This is a genomic window from Limosilactobacillus gastricus DSM 16045, from assembly GCF_001434365.1.
GTDB classification, from domain to species: domain Bacteria; phylum Bacillota; class Bacilli; order Lactobacillales; family Lactobacillaceae; genus Limosilactobacillus; species Limosilactobacillus gastricus.
Genome location: NZ_AZFN01000028.1, coordinates 1 through 18,667 on the forward strand (window position 1 = coordinate 1; position 18,667 = coordinate 18,667).

Annotated in this window: 16 protein-coding genes; 11 read left to right on the top strand and 5 right to left on the bottom strand. The window is 40.2% G+C overall.

All coding sequences use genetic code 11. The features are described from left to right. Positions 1–472 precede the first annotated feature (472 nt). The 4 genes from FC60_RS08275 to lanM all read right to left on the bottom strand — a co-directional run bounded on the left by FC60_RS08275 (position 473) and on the right by lanM (position 4,082). Positions 473–691 carry a lichenicidin A2 family type 2 lantibiotic gene (locus FC60_RS08275; RefSeq protein WP_056937919.1) on the bottom strand — a complete coding sequence of 73 codons (219 nt, stop codon included), beginning with the start codon at positions 689–691 and terminating at the stop codon, positions 473–475. A gap of 21 nt (positions 692–712) precedes the next feature. Next, positions 713–847: a hypothetical protein gene (locus FC60_RS09780; protein WP_268871585.1), complete on the bottom strand. Its 135-nt coding sequence runs from the start codon at positions 845–847 to the stop codon at positions 713–715. Positions 848–925: 78 nt separating this feature from the next. Further along, the gene (locus tag FC60_RS08285) at positions 926–1,120 is read right to left on the bottom strand and encodes a mersacidin family lantibiotic (protein ID WP_056937921.1); all 195 of its coding nucleotides are present in this window, start codon (positions 1,118–1,120) and stop codon (positions 926–928) included. Between the two features lie 22 nt (positions 1,121–1,142). Next, entirely contained in the window at positions 1,143–4,082 is a 2,940-nt protein-coding gene (gene lanM / locus FC60_RS08290; RefSeq protein WP_056937922.1) for a type 2 lanthipeptide synthetase LanM, read from the bottom strand. A gap of 108 nt (positions 4,083–4,190) precedes the next feature. Here lanM and FC60_RS08295 point away from each other — a divergent pair, with 108 nt between their 5' ends. After that, on the top strand, positions 4,191–4,943 hold the full coding sequence (locus tag FC60_RS08295) for an alpha/beta hydrolase (RefSeq protein ID WP_056937923.1): 753 nt from the start codon (positions 4,191–4,193) through the stop codon (positions 4,941–4,943). Between the two features lie 43 nt (positions 4,944–4,986). Here FC60_RS08295 and cbpA read toward each other — a convergent pair whose 3' ends face one another. Next, positions 4,987–5,622, bottom strand: a complete 636-nt coding sequence (gene cbpA, locus FC60_RS08300) for a cyclic di-AMP binding protein CbpA (RefSeq protein ID WP_007121690.1) — start codon at positions 5,620–5,622, stop codon at positions 4,987–4,989. A 188-nt stretch (positions 5,623–5,810) separates the two neighbouring features. On the opposite strand from cbpA, the gene pth reads away from it, so the two are divergent. The 10 genes from pth to lysS all read left to right on the top strand — a co-directional run bounded on the left by pth (position 5,811) and on the right by lysS (position 18,309). Beyond that, positions 5,811–6,371 (top strand): aminoacyl-tRNA hydrolase, encoded by a 561-nt coding sequence (gene pth, locus FC60_RS08305; protein ID WP_056937924.1) that lies wholly within the window; start codon positions 5,811–5,813, stop codon positions 6,369–6,371. Between the two features lie 8 nt (positions 6,372–6,379). Continuing rightward, entirely contained in the window at positions 6,380–9,907 is a 3,528-nt protein-coding gene (mfd, locus tag FC60_RS08310) for a transcription-repair coupling factor (RefSeq protein WP_056937925.1), read from the top strand. Continuing rightward, positions 9,904–10,176, top strand: a complete 273-nt coding sequence (locus tag FC60_RS08315; protein WP_056937926.1) for an RNA-binding S4 domain-containing protein — start codon at positions 9,904–9,906, stop codon at positions 10,174–10,176. Before mfd ends, FC60_RS08315 begins: the two co-directional genes overlap by 4 nt. Before the next feature lie 107 nt (positions 10,177–10,283). Continuing rightward, positions 10,284–10,640, top strand: a complete 357-nt coding sequence (locus tag FC60_RS08320; protein ID WP_153672866.1) for an FtsB family cell division protein — start codon at positions 10,284–10,286, stop codon at positions 10,638–10,640. A gap of 48 nt (positions 10,641–10,688) precedes the next feature. Further along, positions 10,689–12,041 (top strand): tRNA lysidine(34) synthetase TilS, encoded by a 1,353-nt coding sequence (gene tilS / locus FC60_RS08325; RefSeq protein ID WP_056937928.1) that lies wholly within the window; start codon positions 10,689–10,691, stop codon positions 12,039–12,041. Continuing rightward, positions 12,031–12,573, top strand: a complete 543-nt coding sequence (gene hpt / locus FC60_RS08330) for a hypoxanthine phosphoribosyltransferase (protein ID WP_056937933.1) — start codon at positions 12,031–12,033, stop codon at positions 12,571–12,573. Before tilS ends, hpt begins: the two co-directional genes overlap by 11 nt. 82 nt (positions 12,574–12,655) lie before the next feature. Further along, positions 12,656–14,788 (top strand): ATP-dependent zinc metalloprotease FtsH, encoded by a 2,133-nt coding sequence (gene ftsH / locus FC60_RS08335; RefSeq protein WP_056937929.1) that lies wholly within the window; start codon positions 12,656–12,658, stop codon positions 14,786–14,788. A 59-nt stretch (positions 14,789–14,847) separates the two neighbouring features. Further along, positions 14,848–15,735, top strand: coding sequence for an Hsp33 family molecular chaperone HslO (gene hslO, locus FC60_RS08340; RefSeq protein ID WP_056937930.1), 888 nt, complete (start codon positions 14,848–14,850; stop codon positions 15,733–15,735). Positions 15,736–15,801: 66 nt separating this feature from the next. Continuing rightward, positions 15,802–16,803 (top strand): tRNA dihydrouridine synthase DusB, encoded by a 1,002-nt coding sequence (gene dusB, locus FC60_RS08345; protein WP_056937931.1) that lies wholly within the window; start codon positions 15,802–15,804, stop codon positions 16,801–16,803. Positions 16,804–16,818: 15 nt separating this feature from the next. After that, positions 16,819–18,309: a lysine--tRNA ligase gene (gene lysS, locus FC60_RS08350; protein WP_056937932.1), complete on the top strand. Its 1,491-nt coding sequence runs from the start codon at positions 16,819–16,821 to the stop codon at positions 18,307–18,309. Positions 18,310–18,667: the final 358 nt, after the last annotated feature.

The following is an 18,667-nucleotide window of genomic DNA, read 5'->3' on the forward strand; positions in this document are numbered from 1 at the left end:
ATTGTCTATTTTATTGACAGGGGACCAAAGTAGTTGAACTGATGTGTGTGGAATGGTACGTACGGTGGTGTATAAGGGACTCCAAACACGATTTTTGATTACACTAGTAACTACGGGCAAAAATATGCACCATAAGTCTAACTTTAGACTCACGTTGGTCCTTTTTATTCCAACATTCGTTCTTGGTTAGTCCAATGGTGCGCCTTATTGGTTTTTCAGGTTATTTGACTATGGTTCTGTTTTGAAGTATTCAAATATCAAATAAACTAGAGTGATCAGTTCAATAACACAAGTGATTGGAATTAAATAAGTTATAATCCAAGAAGTTGATGGATAAAAGAGATCCAAAATCGAGAAATATAGAAAGATAAACCACATAATAGCTGTATTACGGATTTTCTTCTTAAGTTCAATTTTGCTTTTTAATTTTCCTTTCGGCATTTTTTTGACCTCATATGTTTAGTGGCTAATTTTAACATTTTGACTTATATGAATTGAGACCACCTGCTGAAAAAGAAATCCAAGAAATACATTTTGCGGATGACTTACGTGCTATGGAGAGTGTTACTCGCGAAATTGCAGGTGTTGATTGAGCGGTTTCAGTTCCGGATCCTTGAATAGACGTCATTTGTTGAATGTCCATTTCTTCAAAAGCTCGTCCCACTATTGAGTTTAGTTCTTCTTTACTCATGATTTTCTCCTTTATCTAAAGTTATTTATTGCGCTTTTTACGAAGATGAGAATAAACATTGACTTGATGCGCTAGTGATAATGAAATTTCAAAATAAGTTACAATTGGCCAAGAAATTGACAGACTTTCAAAGCCAGTTCCTTGAATTTTTGTCATTTCGTCGATGTTTAACTCTTCAAAGGCTTCGCCTAGTGTATCGTTAAATTGTTGTTTACTATCCATTGTTTTAGCCCTTTAATTTCGATGTAAAAATTTATTTATTTTATGTGAGATATATTCCGAAGCTTGGAAAGAAGCTATAGGAGTAGCAACAGGCGATACGGTCATCATATTTTGTGATCCAGATCCCTGGATTTTAGTCATCTCTTCGATACTTAAAGATTCAAAAGGAGAGCCAGAAACAGTATCAATTTTTTTGTTTGCATCCATGTTATTCACCCCCTTTCATTAATTAAAGTTCAAATATTAAGGGATTTTTAATATCATCATAGGATAAACTCAATATTGTTAAACCAATTCCAGATAGTCCATCATACAGTCCAGGCTGGAATGAATTACTTGTTAGCTTTAATTTAAACTCGTTACCACTTAAATAGTCTGATAGCATCGCGTTTGCCATTATAAAAGCATAGTTATAAAAGTATTGGTTGTTTAATTTACGCGACAAATAAAGATAAGAAGATATTAATCCACATTTACCATGGCATAAAGTATCATCAATCTTTTCAAAAGCTTCAGCAGGTACCATGAGATCAATTTGCTGATTTAACAATGCTTTTACCATTAATATGCCGGGTATCCCTCGACACCATTTTGCCTGATCGAAAATTTGTGGTTCATCTAATTTGGCTTCTTTTTTTAGTAGTTTTATGGCTAAATCTTGCCTACCCATTAGATATAGTGGTAATGATAGACCGCTAAATCCGTGGGCAAAGCCAAAGACGTTTGTAAATTTAATAACATTTTTTGAGAAAATATTATTCAGTCTTTTTAAAGTCATATTTGAAACATAAAGATCATTCCAAACTTGTTTTTGTAGATTTAATAGATAGACCACACCACCTAGACCTCCCATAAAATCCAATTTAGTTTGATCATTAATTGTCTCGATATACGAATTTAGTTTGGATTCTAGTTGATTAAGATAATGTATTTCTTGACTTGAGTAGCTTCTTGATTTAGTGGCGATTAATAATAGTGGGTACAGAGGAGCCAAGAATCCAGAATATGCTGATTTAATGGGTTGCAGGTTTGCAAATTCAATAGCTTGATGTAGGGAGTTGTTAAAGAAATCTTGGTAGACTCGTTTTTCGGTATGTTGGTAAAGGTGAATGAAGAAAATTGAAATCCCACTTAGTCCACAATAAAGATTTTCGTTGGTAGGATAAATTCGCCAACCATGATCAGGAGAATAGTCGAAGGTTTTTAATATGCAATTCTGATCGTCTTTATAAGCTAAATCCATAATTTGATGAGCTATTCTTTCAGCGATGCTGATGTAATCAAATTGATCATTTTCAGTTTCCTTTATTTGGTTGGTATAGTGGCAGATTAATTCATCGGTCATGTCTAGCGCATCATAGAGAATAGTTTTCTGATTTTCATATTCTACTTCTGAAAAGTTATGGATCCGATTAATTGCTAGTTGTAACCCAGATTTTTCAAAATATTTGGGGTACTCTGTCCCATCACTGCCAAAAATACTAGTGCTTTTAACTTGAGTATAGAAAAAAGGTATATCATTATAAATCAAGTCTTTAACTTCGCTTTTGATGATCGATTTATCGTGGTATGGATATACCCAGGTGTTAAATAGCAATTTTTCACGATATTGCATTTGGTGATTGTAATTAGGGTGGTTAGCATATCTCAACATAGAAGCATAACGTTCCGTACTTTTGGTTAAGATACGAATTTGAAATTCGCTAAATTTTTTAATCTCGTTAATGAAATTATTGCGATTGGAAAATATGAAGTTAGCCATTTTGTTAAATCCCCAAATAATGGCATGACGATATTTAAGATAATTGATTTCATTTCCATTCGTATCTTTAGGGATATTATCACCACCTGCAAAATAACTACCTTTTTTCTTAGTAAAATGAAAATTAAGATTATCAAGATCGACAGGGCCAAGAAATGAGGACTTAAGCTTAGTACCTTTACCTTTAAAGGCACTAAGCTCGATACTTTCATGCTCATTTACCATCAACTTTGTTGGTAATAGACAGGATGCATTGATACTTTCGGCATTTAGATCGTAAAATAAGTTTGAAACGGCATCGTTAAAATCAACGACTTTGTTTTGGAAGATCGTTTCCAAATCTAAAAGGTAAGGAGTGTCATTAATGGCAATTATATTTTCTAAATGAAGATCGGTAATTCCTAATAAGTATGATAAGAGAATTAGATAGCCATACCGCTCATAATAGTGAAGGCAATCAGCATGATTTTCAGTAAGCATAGGAGATAAAAATTTAATGTATGAATAATCACTCCTATAAATTCCTGCTGGAATAAAATTAATCGGTAGTAGTGTTTGCTTAGCTTGAATATTAATCCATTCACATAATTTTTTGAATTGTGAAAGGACTTGTAAATTACGGGGTTTATAAACCAATTTTTTCTGTTCATTTAAGGTTATAATAATGACGGATTGTGCCCCTGAGTGTGAATCACCCGCATTTAACTGAAGATCATTAATAACTAGCGGGGCATTAATTGATAATATATTTATAATATCGGTTTGGTCATTAGCAATTCGTTGAAAAAGATTTGTGAAATTCTGGATAATTTTGTTTAGACGATGAACGACTAACCGCATTAAAGTTGGATAATTCTGGAAGAACTTAGTTATTGTTAGCTTTGATTGATACTGATTTTTAACGTAATTAATAAGATCAAGTTTTTTGTCATTACTGTGATTCAGTTTGTATTTATGTAGCTCAAGTGCTTGAACCTTACCACATAAAGTAAAAAGTTCATTATTTAGATATTCGACTATTTTATCGAAGCATGACTCGTTAATGTTGATTTTATTTGGTAATGATGCTTTAACCTGATTTAATACATAATCAATGAAGGGAAGATATAGGGTTCCTAAGTCAAATTGTCTAATATGAGTAAAGTCAAAGGATTCAATCATTTTTTGGAATTCTTGATCGAAGGAGAGTATAAGGGTATTACTCATGACAGAATTATAGGGTTGAAAATAGATAGGGAAGTTGTGATATTCAATTTTGTAGGAATGGCAAATCTCATTTAGAACATCTGGGTTAACTAAACTATTAATAGAGTTCCATTGGTTAAAATATTGAGGGTTGTTATCTTTATAAGTAACATGGTTAATCTTTTCTGGAATTGTTAGAGCATTATAAATTAGTTGATTCATCATTGTCATCCTCTCAAGTATCGTTTAGGTTGATATTATGGAAATAAACGGATGGTAATGTAGTTTTTATTAAACGCTTTTGATTGTGAGTTAAACGAGGTGACACTTATGGAAATAGAAATTCAACGTGATGGGCTGACTTTACGGGGGGAGTTATCAGGCACCGATACGCTAAAAAATGAGACTTTAGTAGTGATGATGCATGGTTTTAAGGGCAGTATTGGTTATGATATAGCTAATCTTCTTTTTGATACCCATAATCAACTCAACTTACATGGTCTTCCGACTTTACGGATCAATTTTAATGGTTGTGGGGATAGTGATGGTGAATTTAAAGATATGACCGTGTTGAATGAGATTCAAGACGGGATTGCTATCTTAGAATATGTGCAAAAAGTTATCCAACCTCGCCATTTATATCTAGTGGGACATTCTCAAGGTGAAGTGGTGGCTAGCATGCTCGCCGCATATTATCATGATCAAATTGAAAAATTAGTTTTGCTTGCTCCCGCCGCAACTTTAGTGTCAGATGCCCAAGCCGGAATATGCCAAGGTGTTAGCTATGATCCCCAACACGTTCCGGACTCCATCATGCTGGATGGCTTTGAAGTTGGGGGTGCCTATTTCCGGACGGCGCAGCACCTCCACATTTATGAGACTGCCCAGGGATATCAAGGCCCGGTTCTTTTGGTCCACGGATTAGATGATCAAGTGGTGTCATATGAAGCAACTAAAAAGTATGATCGAATTTATCAGCATGACCAAATGCACCTAATCGCAGGGGCTAGTCATAATTTAATGGGCGATCAGGACCAACGCCAAGTCGTCAAAGATTTAGTGACTCGATTTTTAATGGAATAGAAAAGGCGCCTCAACCAAAAATGGTTGGGCGTCTTTTAAGATGCTATAACTTGGCTTGCCTCAAATCCTCAATATGTAAAACCTGAATGTGTTTTTTGGCCAGTCGATTGGTAATTTTTGCGAATAATTCGGGGGTCACGTCTTCGGGAAGGGTGACAATCAATTGCTTTGATCCGGTCGGTGTTAAGGTCATAACATTAGCAATTTGACAATAACGAGTAATTTCCTTCGCCACACTCACCAAGAACCCACGTTCTTCATTAGCTTGGATCGTTAAAACATAACTACCAGTATTGACATTCCAAGCTGCACTTAACATGTTGATTAAGTGGTTGTGGGTTAAAATACCGTAAAAATGTTTTTGGTGATCTAAGACGGCAATGTAGGGGAGATCCCGTAAGGTGAAGAAAACGGTAAAAAAGTCATCATCAATTGAAATAAATTTGGTGGCGTTTTTTAATAAAGCGGTCACTGGTAAATTCATATCACCGCCACGGGATTTGTGCCGATAGAGATGCATTTTATAAATATTCCCCCGAAAAATCTTTTCGGATTCATCTAAGATAGGCACACAGCGGTAACCGGTGTCTTCTAAGATGTCCAGGGCTTCCGCTAAGGTGGCGTCTTCTTTGACGGTCGTTAATTTGTTCAGCGGCTGAATTAAATCTTCCAAAATCATAATTAAGCTCCGTATAAATAAATCGATACTAATATCATAACATAATGGAAACTTAATATGAGAAATAGATTAGAAGCGGGGCAGACTTTTTGGGTTAGAGTAAGATTTAAGTTATAATAGTTTTATCAACGCTGGGTGGTCAACGATCACGCAGCCTTTTTGTAGTTTATCGAGAGGAGATTGAGCTGATGAAAATGATTGTTGGATTAGGGAACATTGGTAGTCAATATGATGAAACTCGTCATAACTGCGGATTTATGGTGGTGGATCAAATGGCACGAGATTATCATTTGGGTGCCTTTAAACATGAAAAAGCACCAGCGGTGACCGTCACTGGGATGATTAATGGTCATAAGGTAATGTTGGTAAAACCAACGACCTTCATGAATGATTCCGGACGGGCGGTAAAACCATTGATGGATTATTATGATCTTGATTTGGAAGATTTAGTTATTGTTAATGATGATTTAGATATGCCAGTTGGCCAAGTCCGCCTAAAAGCAAAGGGATCTGCTGGTGGGCATAATGGCTTACGGAGTATCATTGATCACTTGGGAACCCAACAATTTAATCGCGTCAAAGTGGGGATTGATCATCCCCAACAAGGCACCGTGGTTAGTCATGTCTTAGGTAAGTTTACGACAACCGAACGCGCCACCATTGACGACAGTATTGAGGTAGCTGAAAATGCATTGGTCGACTGGATTGATGGGGCTACTTTTAAGGAATTAATGAATAACTATAATTAGGAGGTCCTATGGCTGATTTGACGACGCTACTGCAAGCGACTAACGATTTTAATAAAATTGTCCAAGTTGATCAAAATCACCAGGCTCAACTAGTAACTGGAGTAGATGGCTCCTTTTCCACGGTGTTGTTAACGGCTTTACAATCAACTGTCGGACGGCCGCAATTAGTGGTGACGGATAGTTTGTTTCATTTGCAAGAATTGGTTAATGATCTGCAGAATTTGCGTCCTGATCAAGAAATCTATGCTTTCCCGGTTGAAGAAGTTTTAGCAACGGAGATGGCCACCAGTTCACCGGACTTTCGTTTGCAGCGACTTCAAGCCTTAAATGCTTTGCAAAGTCAAGTAAGCCCACTGGTGATAGTGTCGGCTGCGGGGTTACGTCGGCGTTTGCCGGATCCGCAATTTTTCAAGACCCTTCCCTTATCGATTCATGTTGGCGATGACTTTGAAATTGATGATTTACGGCAACGTTTAAGTACCATGGGCTACCGACCGGAAAAAATGGTGTTACGGCCAGGTGATTTCGCCATTCGCGGCTCGATTGTTGATATTTATGCCTTGAATACGACTCATCCAGTTCGAGTTGATTTTTTTGATACGGAAGTGGATTCCCTACGTTATTTTGAGGTTGAATCACAACGCAGTATTGAAAACATTACCAAGATCCAGGTGCTGCCAGCAACTGAATTAGTGGCATCAAGTGAGCAAATGGACCAATTTAAAGGCAAGTTAGCCCAAGAACTGGCGAACCTACCTGCAGGTGAAGATGAAGAAAGTCATCAAGCTGCCGTGGACAACCTACAAAATTTATTTGATGAAGTGACGGCTGGCCGATTACCGAATGAAGCCTTAAATTACGCGGATTGGTTGTATCCTGATGGTTATGGTATCTTGGACTATTTGACTCCAGAAACGACGATTGTGTTAGATGATTGGGCACGGATCAAAGAGATGGTGCAAACCATCGATGATCAAGAACGGAAATGGATTGCGAGTCAGGTTCAAAATCAACAACGGGTCCATCAAGCAGATTTAGCCAATGATCAAGCCCTAACAATTCCGCAAAGTAAGCACAGTCAACTTTATCTTTCTCGTTTTCAAAAAGGTCTCGGGCGGGTCAAGTTAGCCCAGTTAATTGATTTACACGTTCGGCCAATGCAACAGTTTTTTGGTCAGCTTGATTTATTAAAAACCGAGTTAAGTCGCTGGCAAGCACAGGGACAAACGGTGATTATTTTGGCTAATTCCCCTGAACGGCAACGTCAGATTGCGACCATGTTTCAAGATTTTGATTTACCCTTAACCGAAACAACGAGTGATCAAATCTTAACTGGTCAAATACAAATTGTAACGGGCACTCTCCAGCATGGGTTTGAGTTTCCCAAAGCTAATTTGGTGGTGATTACCGAAAGCGAACTCTTTAAACAATTGCAAGTTCGTCAATCACGCCGACAAAAATTGGCTAACGCCGAACGAATTAAGAGCTATAACGATTTAAAACCTGGCGATTATGTTGTTCATGTTAACCATGGGATTGGAATTTTTACAGGAATTCAAACCATGGTGGTTGATGGGGTACATCAAGACTACATCGTTTTGAATTATCGGGATCATGCACAGATTTTTGTACCTGTAACCCAACTTAATCTTGTCCAAAAATATGTTTCGGCTGATAATAAAGAACCCCGGATCAACCGTCTTGGAGGCACCGAATGGGCTAAGACGAAACGGCGAATTGCCGCTAAAATTGAAGACATTGCTGATGAGTTAGTCGACTTATATGCTGCTCGTGAAGCCGCCCCCGGGTATGCTTTCCCCCAGGATGATTATCTTCAAGAGCAATTTGATGCGGCCTTTCCCTATACGGAAACTCCAGATCAATTGCGGAGTGTGGATGAAATCAAACAAGATATGGAAAAGCCGAAACCGATGGATCGCCTGTTAGTGGGGGACGTCGGCTATGGAAAAACCGAAGTCGCCATGCGCGCCATTTTCAAGGCGGTTGAAGGAGGGAAACAGGTTGCTTTTTTGGTCCCTACGACCATTTTGGCACAGCAACATTTTGAAACCTTACAAACCCGCTTTGCCGAATTTCCAGTAAAAATTGCCGTATTGTCACGCTTTCTAACGCCCAAGGAAAGTACTGCCACTTTGGAACAATTGGCTGCCGGTGAGATTGATGTGATTGTTGGGACCCACCGGCTTTTATCAAAAGATGTTCAATTTCATGATTTAGGTTTATTAATCGTCGATGAGGAACAACGATTTGGGGTAAAACATAAGGAACGGTTAAAGCAATTAAAAGCTAGCGTGGATGTTTTGACACTGACGGCAACACCAATTCCACGTACCCTCCACATGTCAATGCTGGGAGTAAGAGATCTATCAGTATTGGAGACGCCACCGACTGGGCGGTACCCGATTCAAACCTATGTCCTGGAACAAAATCCAGTCGTGATTCAAGACGGGATCCGGCGGGAATTACAGCGAGGCGGGCAAGTCTATTATTTACATAATCGGGTCCATGATATTGAAAAGGTCGTGGCTGAAATAAGTCAGCTTGTACCGGAGGCGCGGGCTGGTTATATTCATGGTCAAATGAGTGAAACGCAGCTTGAAGGGGTTTTATATGATTTCATTCGTGGTGAATATGATGTCTTAGTGACCACATCGATTATTGAAACGGGTGTTGATATCTCTAACGTTAATACCCTCTTTATTGAAAATGCGGATCGGCTGGGCTTAGCTCAGTTATACCAAATCCGGGGACGGATCGGGCGAACCAATCGTGTTGCCTATGCTTATCTTATGTATCAACCCAATAAGGTTTTAACGGAACAAGGGGAACAACGTTTGTCCGCCATTCGCGATTTTACGGAATTAGGATCTGGTTTCAAGATTGCCATGCGGGATCTGTCAATTCGTGGTGCCGGTAATTTACTTGGAAAGCAACAGCACGGGTTTATTGATTCAGTTGGTTATGATTTATATACAAGTATGTTAACCGAAGCGGTGGCGAAACGTCGAGGCAAGAAAGTAACCCCACATTCTAACGCTGAATTAGATCTTGGGATTGAAGCCTATCTACCGGATGAATATGTGCCAGATCAACGACAGAAAATGGAACTTTATAAGCAAGTGCGGCAAGCACAAACTGCAGAAGCTATGTTAGATTTAGAAGGCGATCTTATTGACCGCTATGGTGATTACGATCAGCCAGTTAAGAATCTTTTGCTGGTAGGACAATTAAAAGCAGTAGCTGATCAAGCAATGTTGACGAAGATTGAACGCCGACAAGATAATTTATATTTAACTTTTACTAGTGAGGGTAGTCAGCAGATTAAAGCGGCTCAAATTATGGCGGAATTAGCTAAGACCAAATTTAAAGCAACGATGAGCGAGAGCGACTCAGGCCAACTTCAGGTTCGCTTGATTATCCAACCTAAGATGACCGAAATAGACTGGTTAAACCAACTCTTAAGTTTGGTTACGGGGATAGCTCAACAAATACAAAGTGAGGAGGCAGAAGAATGAGGTTAGACAAGTACTTAAAAATTTCTCGAATTATTAAACGCCGGCCAATCGCGAAGAAAATTGCGGATCAAGGACGCATTATGATTAACGATAAGGTGGCTAAGTCATCCAGTTCGGTAGTAACGGGGGACAAGGTGACAATTAAGTTTGGAAATAAGACTTTAGTGGTGAAAGTAAAGCAATTATTAGATAGTACGAAAAAGGAAGATGCGGAACAAATGTATGAGATTTTAGAGGAAAAATACGAGCAAGATTTCCGTGAAATTTAAATGGAACTTTATCTGATAATTTGTGGAAAATGCCTAGACAGATTTCGAAACCGATTGTTATACTAAAAATGGTTTAAAAATCTTTGGGAAGGTCTCGGGTGTCGGTTATGAGTCAACATAAAAGTCAGGTAATTCACCTCAATAATCCATATATTCAACGGGTGAATCATCGCCGGCACGTGGTTCGAGATACACATGTAAAACGGATCAAAATGATCTTAACGCTGTTTGCGGCCGTGATTTTATTTTTAGGCTTCGAGTTGTGGCAATCACATACTGAATTGGCCCAAGTAAATCAGTCCATTGTTAAGACTGAACAGACTATCAAGAGTCAAAAGAGTCGTGGTCAAACGATTCAAGAAGAACTTGAACTACTTAAGAATCCCGACTACGTCCAACAGCTAGTTCGCCAAAAGTATGATTATTCTAAAGATGGTGAAACTTTATATAAATTTGTTAATTAAAAAGTGGGACTGGGGTAACCCAGTCTTTTTTCATAAGAGGGGTCACGGATGCGGGGACTACAAGCATCAATTCAAAAGGCATTAAAAAAGTATTGGGATGGCCAATCCAAACTGGTGGTGGCAGTCTCAACGGGAGTGGACTCTATGCTGCTACTTCATGAGTTGGAACAACTTCACTATCCGATTGTGGTAGCCCACGTCAATCACCATTTACGTACGCAAAGTGATCAGGAAGCCCAATTTATAGCCCAATACTGCCGTGAGCATCATATAGCAATCCAAATCGCTGATTGGCATGTAGCTGATCATCCCGACAAAGGAGTTGAAGAAGCTGCGCGCCAATTCCGGTATCGGTTTTTCTCTCAGGTTATGGATGAAGAGCAAAGTCGGATTTTATTAACTGCTCACCATCAGAACGATTTGGCAGAAACGGTTTTAATGAAGTTAGTGCGAGGTGGTTGGTTAAAGACTATTGTCGGTCTACAAACGGCTCGGACTTTTAACAACGGCTGGTTACTGCGACCTTGGCTGCAAATTTCAAAAGAAGAACTTCTCCGTCAAGCTCAAGTAATCGGGTTAACTTGGTATGAGGATCAATCCAATCAGTCCATGGCGGTTCAGCGCAATCGTTTTCGACACCAAATTTTGCCGGCCTTAATTAAAGAAGATCCAAAAGCACTTGCTCATTTAGGTGAATTTCATGACCAATTGACCAAATTATTGACCTTTGCCGAAGCGGAGTTGTCCAAATATGATGTGGTTTTATTAGATGGTCAGCGATTAAAAGTCATTGAATTTAATTCTTTACCGGCAGCAACGCAAGACTTGTATTTGAAGCATTATTTTAATCAGGCACATTTGCAACGGCTCACCAAGGATCAACTTAATCAGGGGCTCCATTTACTAACTAATCAAAACAAGCCCCAAGGCCAGCTTGATTTAAGTGCAGATTGGCGACTGGTTAAGACTTATCAGTATGCGTGGTTGCAAAAGATCAAATCAGCCGAAACTTTAAACTCACCAGCTGATGTTGCGATGATAGAATTGGAAAAGCACTATTTTACCGATGATGGGCAGCCATTTTGGTTCAGTAAGCATAAATCGACTGACCATCTGATTGCGAGCTTTAATTTAACAATGGAGCAGCTACCATTACGAATTAGAAAATGGCAACCAGGAGATCGCTTAAGGCTTAAAAATGGGGGGCATCAAAAAATTCATCGAATCCTAATTGACCAAAAAGTACCACAAAGTAAACGCACTCACCAACAAGTGGTTGTGGATCAATTTGATCAAGTTCTGTGGTTAGTTGGACGTAAAACTGCTTGGGAAACATCACGAGAGACAACACAAGAAATTTATTTGTACTATCAGGGAGACAATCATGACGATGGAAAATGACATTGAACGGGTATTATTTAGTGAAGACCAAATCCAAGCGCGGATTAAAGAATTGGCCACTCAAATTAATCAAGATTACGCTAATTCTAAGGAATTAGTGGTAGTTTCAGTTTTAACAGGGGGGATGATGTTTACGATCGACCTCTTTAAACGGATCAGTCTTTATGCCTCGTTAGATTGTGTAGATTTGTCAAGCTATCGTGGGGCAACAACTACTAGTAGTGGGACGGTAGAAGTATTGCAGGATCTGAAGCATCCAATTGCGGGTAAAGATGTGCTCGTTGTTGAAGATATCGTTGATACTGGACGGACATTAAAAAAATTGATGGATGTTTTGGCGGCGCGTGGTGCCAATAGTATTCGAGTATGTACTTTGTTTGATAAACCGGAACGTCGAGTGGTTGATGTTAAGGCCGATTATGTAGGTCTGGATGTTCCTAATGAATTCTTAGTTGGTTATGGACTTGACTATAATAATTTATATCGAAATCTGCCATATGTCGGTGTTTTGAAACCATCAATTTATCAGTGATCTCGTGATTAAAATAATAGTCAACCGCGGGTGGTTGTGCTATGATAGTGACCATCAAATAATGTTGGAATAGGAGAATGTTATGAACAACAATCGGAGGAACAATGGGTTCACTCATAACATCCTTTTTTACGCGATAATCTTTTTCTGTATTATGGCCGGTGTGTACTTCTTCTTTGGAGGGTCAAGTTTAACTGGTGAACAAAAAGAGGTTTCGCAAAGTACGTTCATTAAGGAACTGCGCAAGGGTGAAGTTAAGAGTGTCCAATTGCAGCCAAGCAATGGCGTATACCGAGTAACGGGGGAATACAAAAAGGCAAAGACAACCAGTTCTAGTTCAACGACTGGTTTGTCCTTAGGTGCATCTTCAAGTACGACGACAAAACAATTTGAAACGTCGGTGCTTGAAAATGACGCGACGGTTTCGGAAATTCAACGTTACGCGAACCAAACTAACACTAAGATTAGTACTAAAGGTGAAGAGTCCAATAGTATCTGGTCAAATCTGTTAGTATCCCTATTACCGCTAGTCATCATTATTATTTTCTTCTACATGATGATGGGACAAGCTGGTGGTGGTAGCGGCGGTGGCAGAGGCATTATGAATGTCGGCAAGTCCAAAGCCAAACCATCTGATCCAAAGAAGAACAAGGTTCGCTTTGGTGATGTTGCTGGAGAAGAAGAAGAGAAGCAAGAATTAGTTGAAATTGTTGAATTCTTAAAGAATCCAAAGAAATTCTCACGGCTGGGGGCACGGATGCCCGCTGGGGTTCTGTTAGAGGGGCCTCCTGGTACCGGGAAGACTCTCCTAGCGAAGGCCGTTGCCGGTGAAGCTGGCGTCCCATTCTTTTCAATTTCTGGTTCTGACTTTGTGGAAATGTTTGTCGGGGTCGGAGCTAGCCGGGTCCGGGATCTGTTTGATCAGGCTAAAAAATCAGCGCCATCAATCATCTTTATTGATGAAATTGATGCTGTTGGTCGGCGCCGGGGCAATGGTCAAGGTGGCGGTCATGATGAACGGGAACAAACGCTTAACCAATTGTTAGTTGAAATGGATGGTTTCCAAGGCGACGAAGGCGTTATTGTAATGGCGGCTACTAACCGTTCTGATGTACTTGATCCCGCCCTTTTGCGGCCGGGCCGATTTGACCGGAAGGTGCTGGTTGGTCGACCAGACGTTAAGGGTCGGGAAGCAATCCTTCGGGTTCATGCTAAAAACAAGCCATTGGCGGCAGATGTCGATCTTAAAGAAATTGCCAAGCAAACTCCTGGCTTTGTCGGGGCTGATTTGGAAAACCTCTTAAACGAAGCGGCCTTGTTAGCAGCGCGTCGGAATAAGGATCAAATCGATCGGTTGGATATGGACGAAGCCGAAGATCGGGTTATTGCTGGACCGGCTAAGCGAGACCGGGTAATTTCCAAGCAAGAACGGGAAACAGTTGCTTACCACGAAGCTGGGCATACGATTGTGGGCTTAGTCCTTAATGACGCTCGGGTTGTTCATAAAGTGACGATTGTGCCGCGTGGTCGTGCTGGTGGATATGCAATTATGCTACCGCGGGAAGACCAAATGTTAATGTCGAAGAAGAATGCTGAAGAGCAGATCGCCGGTTTAATGGGTGGTCGCGCGGCTGAAGAAATTATCTTTAAGTCTCAATCTTCGGGTGCTTCTAACGACTTTGAACAAGCAACTCAAATTGCTCGATCAATGGTTACTCAATACGGAATGAGTGATAAGATTGGACCAGTTGAACTGCAAGGTTCAGGAGCTGTCTTTACAGGTCAAGGTTTCGATCAATCACCATATTCTCAGGAAACGGCCGCAACGGTGGATGCGGAAATTCGGCGGATCTTGATGGAAGGCCATGAACAAGCCCTACACATCATTGAAACCCACCGTGAGCAACACAAGTTAATTGCGGAAGCCTTACTGAAGTACGAGACTTTGGATGAAAAGCAAATCTTGAGTCTGTACCAAACTGGAAAGATGCCAGAAGACGAGGCAGAAAGCCAAAATGAAGAGCAACGTGCCCAAACCTTTGAAGAAGCAAAGAAAGCTTTGGAACGTCGTGAAAACGAACGAGCTCAAGAATATAGCGAAGATGAACTTGATTCGGATACGAACCAAGCTAGTGATTCGAGTTCGACAGCAACTTCTGAAGATTTAACGTCAACGAGTGAGCAAACAAATTTTGATCATTCAGAAGATCAATAGTCAAAAAGCAGGTGGTGACCACATTGTTGCCCCTGCTTTTTTCGAGGAAAGGATAAATAATGACAGATTACTTAGTAAAAGGGATAACTAACAATGGGATGTTCCGGATTTATACTTTAAATGCAACGGCAACCGTCGAAACAGCTCGTCAAATTCATGATACCTGGAGTGGGGCTTCAGCCGCTTTAGGTCGTACGATGATTGGAACGATTTTACTTTCGACTTCTGGTCTACAAGGTGAGGGTCGCTTAACGGTAAAGATTCAAGGTGACGGCCCTGTTGGATACATGGTGGCGGATGGGACAGCGCAGGGGACGGTCAAGGCTTATATCCAAAATCCGCACGTGAACCTGCCGTTGAATGATCAACATAAAATTGACGTTCGGGGTGCTGTAGGCACAAATGGGACCTTATCTGTCACGAAAATGACACCTGGTGATAAAACTCCATATACTGGAGAGGTTAATTTGGTTTCTGGTGAATTAGGAGAGGACTTTACTTATTACCTAGCTCAATCAGAGCAAATTTCATTGGCTGTTGGTTTGTCGGTTTTCGTTGAGTCAGATGATTCGATTGGTGTGGCCGGTGGTTTCTTGGTACAAGTTTTACCAGGAGCATCGGATGAGGAAATTAGTAAGTTAGAAACGACTATCAAGGATTTACCGTTGGTCTCGGAAATGCTACGCGAGGGTGAAACACCAGAAACGATTATGGGACGGATTTTCCCGGCTGATGAATTAAAGGTATTAGAGAAATTACCAGTTAAATATGAATGTGATTGTTCAAAGAAACGTTTTGCTCAGGCACTCGCAGCCATAAAAAAAGCAGATTTAAAACAGTTAATTGAAGAAGATCATGGTGCGGAAGCAGTTTGTCGATTCTGTCATAAGAAGTATCACTTTAACGAAGCAGAATTAACAGCTTTGTTGGATCAAAAAGCAATCTAAGTGCTTGCTTGTACTTGCAAGACTGCGATACAATGCATTCTGATTTAAAAACGAGGAGAACATAATATGGAATGGCGAATTGGGAATGTAAACATCCCTAATCAAGTGGTGGTAGCGCCCATGGCCGGAGTTATGAATTCTGCCTTTCGGGTCATCTGTAAAAAATTTGGGGCTGGCTATGTTGTGAGCGAAATGATTTCGGATCGTGGAATTATGTATCATAACCAGAAAACTTTGCGCATGATGAATGTCGAGGCCGTCGAACACCCAATGGGAATTCAAATTTTTGGTGGTACCAAGGAAACTTTAGTTGAAGGGGCTAAATTCGTTGATCAACATACGGAAGCCGATGTGATTGACATTAATATGGGCTGTCCGGTTAATAAGGTAGTGAATACCGATGCTGGTGCCCGTTGGCTATTAGATCCGAATAAGGTTTATGAGATGGTTTCTTATGTAACGGATGCGGTTTCGAAACCGGTAACGGTTAAAATGCGCATTGGTTGGGATGATTACCATATTTTAGCGGTAGAAAGTGCGTTAGCAGCTGAAAAGGCAGGTGCAGCGGCGATCGCAATGCATGGGAGAACTCGTAAGCAGATGTATACGGGGCATGCCAATTGGGATATTTTAAAAGATGTTGCTAGCGAATTGACGATTCCCTTTATGGCGAACGGGGACATTCGAAGTGCTGAAGACGCTAAATACGTTTTAGATTATACCGGAGCGGATGCCGTCATGATCGGTCGGGCAGCGATGGGGAATCCGTGGATGTTAACGCAAACGGTTCATTATTTGGAAACGGGTGAATTATTACCTGAAGCTACTCCCGAAGAAAAAATTACTACAGCCAAGGAACATTTAGCCCGGTTAGTTGAACTGAAGGGTGAATACGGGGGCGTACGGGAATTTCGTGGTCAAGCGGCTTATTATTTAAAAGGGATTCCAAGAGTAGCAAAAACGAAAGTAGCATTGATGGAAGCCGAAGAACAAGCTACAATGAATGAGTTGTTTGATCAATTAATTGATCAATACCATGAGCGATTAGCCAAACAAGCAGCAAGATAATAAAGGAGAGATTTAATGGCTGAAGAACATTTAAATGATCAAATGCAGGTTCGCCGTGATAAGATGCAATCTTTACGGGAACGTGGCATCGATCCATTTGGACAACGTTTCGCCCCTGACCATAGTACTTCGAGTGAAGTTCGGGCAAAGTATGGTGAAGATGATGGAGAATTATTACTGCAACAGGGTAATGTGGTGACAATTGCTGGTCGCTTAATTGGAAAACGGGGCAGTGGTAAGGCTTCTTTTGCTGATTTATTAGACCGCGACGGTAAGATTCAAATTTATGTTCGTCAAGATCGGGTCGGCGAAGAGAGTTATCAATTATTTAAGGAATCAGACTTGGGTGATTTCTGGGGCATTACCGGAGATGTAATTAAGACCCGGATGGGTGAATTGACTGTCCGAGCTAACCAAATTACTTTCCTTACTAAGGCATTACGGCCTCTTCCTGACAAGTATCATGGTTTGCAAGACCCTGAGTTAATCTATCGCCAACGTTACTTGGATTTAATTACGAACCAAGAAAGTTTGGAACGTTTTAAAAACCGCACTAAGATTATTAAGGCTATTCGACGCTACATGGATGAAAACGACTTTATGGAAGTAGAAACTCCGATGTTGGAAACCGTAGCTTCTGGCGCCGATGCACGACCTTTTGAAACTCATCATAATGCTTTAAATATTGAAATGTACTTACGAATTGCGACGGAATTACGGTTAAAACGGCTCATTGTGGGTGGTTTAGATCGCGTTTACGAACTTGGTCGAGTGTTCCGTAATGAAGGGATGGATCCACGGCATAATCCAGAATTCGATACTATGGAAACTTATGCTGCATATTTTGACTTTAATGATGTCATGGCGGAAACTGAAGGTATTTTTAAAGCCGCAGCAAAAGTGATGAACCATGATATGGTAATCAACTATCAGGGGACTGAGTTGGACTTTTCAAAGCCATTTACCCGTATGCATATGGTCGATGCCATTAAAGAGACTACGGGGATTGATTTCTGGGAACCAATGACCGACGACCAAGCACGGCAATTAGCGGATGATAATGGCGTCAAATATGAGTCATGGTGGAAAGTTGGTCATATTATTAATGCCTTCTTTGAAGAAAAAGTTCAAGATCAATTGGAGCAACCCGTCTTTATCTATGGCCATCCGGTAGAAATATCACCATTAGCTCGGAAGAATAAAGATGACGAACGGTTTACTGACCGGGCTGAACTTTATATTTTGGGTAGTGAATACGCCAATATGTTTACCGAGTTAAATGACCCGATTGATCAACGGGCACGATTCGAGGCTCAAGCACAAGAACATGAAGCGGGGAATGACGAATTCCAACCTATTGACGAAGATTTTGTGGAAGCTTTGGAATATGGGATGCCACCTACTGGCGGGCTCGGTGTAGGAATTGACCGATTGGTAATGTTAATGACCGATGCCAAATCAATTCGGGATGTACTATTATTCCCAACAATGCGATTAAAGAAATAGATAGTATTAAGATGTTAGACATTAGTTCTAACATCTTTTTTTATAAAAATTAAAGTTCAACTATGTAGTACTCTTTAATCAAAATTTAGTAAAAAAGAAGACGATCGACACCAAAATCCGAACTAATTAACATGCATTATGTAAATAGTTAATAAATTGCGGATGCGATCAATAGGTGGGGGAAATTAGACCGTTGACACTGCCTGATAAAACCGCTATAGTAATATACGTCATCAAGGCAAACGACTTGGTGAATGTAATCAGAAATAAAAAAAGTATTGACATGCTATTCTAGTTCTGATACTATTATGTAGTTGCCTTTTGAGGCGGCAAGGTAGATCTTTGAAAACTGAATATA

Excerpts from the sequence above, each read along its gene's own strand:
- FC60_RS08275 (WP_056937919.1), bottom strand. The coding sequence starts at position 691 with ATGAGTAAAGAAGAACTAAACTCAATAGTGGGACGAGCTTTTGAAGAA.
- FC60_RS09780 (WP_268871585.1), bottom strand. The coding sequence starts at position 847 with ATGACAAAAATTCAAGGAACTGGCTTTGAAAGTCTGTCAATTTCTTGG.
- FC60_RS08285 (WP_056937921.1), bottom strand. The coding sequence starts at position 1,120 with ATGGATGCAAACAAAAAAATTGATACTGTTTCTGGCTCTCCTTTTGAA.
- lanM (WP_056937922.1), bottom strand. The coding sequence starts at position 4,082 with ATGAATCAACTAATTTATAATGCTCTAACAATTCCAGAAAAGATTAAC.
- FC60_RS08295 (WP_056937923.1), top strand. The coding sequence starts at position 4,191 with ATGGAAATAGAAATTCAACGTGATGGGCTGACTTTACGGGGGGAGTTA.
- cbpA (WP_007121690.1), bottom strand. The coding sequence starts at position 5,622 with ATGATTTTGGAAGATTTAATTCAGCCGCTGAACAAATTAACGACCGTC.
- pth (WP_056937924.1), top strand. The coding sequence starts at position 5,811 with ATGAAAATGATTGTTGGATTAGGGAACATTGGTAGTCAATATGATGAA.
- mfd (WP_056937925.1), top strand. The coding sequence starts at position 6,380 with ATGGCTGATTTGACGACGCTACTGCAAGCGACTAACGATTTTAATAAA.
- FC60_RS08315 (WP_056937926.1), top strand. The coding sequence starts at position 9,904 with ATGAGGTTAGACAAGTACTTAAAAATTTCTCGAATTATTAAACGCCGG.
- FC60_RS08320 (WP_153672866.1), top strand. The coding sequence starts at position 10,284 with ATGAGTCAACATAAAAGTCAGGTAATTCACCTCAATAATCCATATATT.
- tilS (WP_056937928.1), top strand. The coding sequence starts at position 10,689 with ATGCGGGGACTACAAGCATCAATTCAAAAGGCATTAAAAAAGTATTGG.
- hpt (WP_056937933.1), top strand. The coding sequence starts at position 12,031 with ATGGAAAATGACATTGAACGGGTATTATTTAGTGAAGACCAAATCCAA.
- ftsH (WP_056937929.1), top strand. The coding sequence starts at position 12,656 with ATGAACAACAATCGGAGGAACAATGGGTTCACTCATAACATCCTTTTT.
- hslO (WP_056937930.1), top strand. The coding sequence starts at position 14,848 with ATGACAGATTACTTAGTAAAAGGGATAACTAACAATGGGATGTTCCGG.
- dusB (WP_056937931.1), top strand. The coding sequence starts at position 15,802 with ATGGAATGGCGAATTGGGAATGTAAACATCCCTAATCAAGTGGTGGTA.
- lysS (WP_056937932.1), top strand. The coding sequence starts at position 16,819 with ATGGCTGAAGAACATTTAAATGATCAAATGCAGGTTCGCCGTGATAAG.